We start from the raw sequence: 637 nt of genomic DNA on the forward strand, positions 1-637 counted from the left end.
AGCGGTTAAGACACCGCCCTTTCACGGCGGTAACAGGGGTTCAAATCCCCTTGGAGTCATTAAAAATAATAATTGTGATTTTTGGATGACTTGATTACGACATTTGGTGTATAATACATCATATAGTTATATGCCGATGTGGCTCAATTGGCAGAGCAGCTGATTTGTAATCAGCAGGTTATCGGTTCGAGTCCGATCATCGGCTTTTTGGACCTTTAGCTCAGTTGGTTAGAGCAACCGGCTCATAACCGGTCGGTCCTGGGTTCGAGTCCCCGAAGGTCCATTGTTGTTTTTTGGCCCAGTGGCTCAGTTGGTTAGAGCGCCGCCCTGTCACGGCGGAGGTCGTGAGTTCGAGTCTCATCTGGGTCGTTTTTTTAGGGATCTTAGCTCAGCTGGGAGAGCATCTGCCTTACAAGCAGAGGGTCATAGGTTCGAGCCCTATAGGTCCCATTTTTGAATATGCCGCAGTGGCGGAACTGGCAGACGCCCGGGACTTAAAATCCCGTGGGTAGTGATACCCGTACCGGTTCGATTCCGGTCTGCGGCATTAGTAAAAAGTAGGAGAAACGTTGAATTTACACAATGTCATTAACTTTATCAAAAAGCAGAAATCGTAAGCATTTATAAAACTATGATT

Annotated in this window: 6 tRNA genes (1 of these 6 running past the window's edge); all 6 read left to right on the forward strand. The window is 46.8% G+C overall.

Annotation, left to right across the window (positions count from 1 at the left end):
• Window positions 1-59: transfer RNA gene (locus DXC01_RS19955), tRNA-Glu, on the forward strand; it begins 51 nt to the left of the window's first position.
• Window positions 60-132: 73 nt separating this feature from the next.
• A tRNA-Thr gene (locus tag DXC01_RS19960) sits at window positions 133-205 on the forward strand.
• A gap of 4 nt (window positions 206-209) precedes the next feature.
• A tRNA-Ile gene (locus DXC01_RS19965) sits at window positions 210-283 on the forward strand.
• 12 nt (window positions 284-295) lie between these two features.
• Window positions 296-369 (forward strand) — tRNA-Asp (locus tag DXC01_RS19970).
• A gap of 8 nt (window positions 370-377) precedes the next feature.
• Window positions 378-450: transfer RNA gene (locus DXC01_RS19975), tRNA-Val, on the forward strand.
• Window positions 451-461: 11 nt separating this feature from the next.
• Window positions 462-547: transfer RNA gene (locus DXC01_RS19980), tRNA-Leu, on the forward strand.
• The last annotated feature ends 90 nt before the right edge of the window (window positions 548-637 follow it).

Source organism: Blautia sp. OM07-19 (genome assembly GCF_003481595.1).
Lineage (GTDB): Bacteria > Bacillota > Clostridia > Lachnospirales > Lachnospiraceae > Blautia_A > Blautia_A intestinihominis.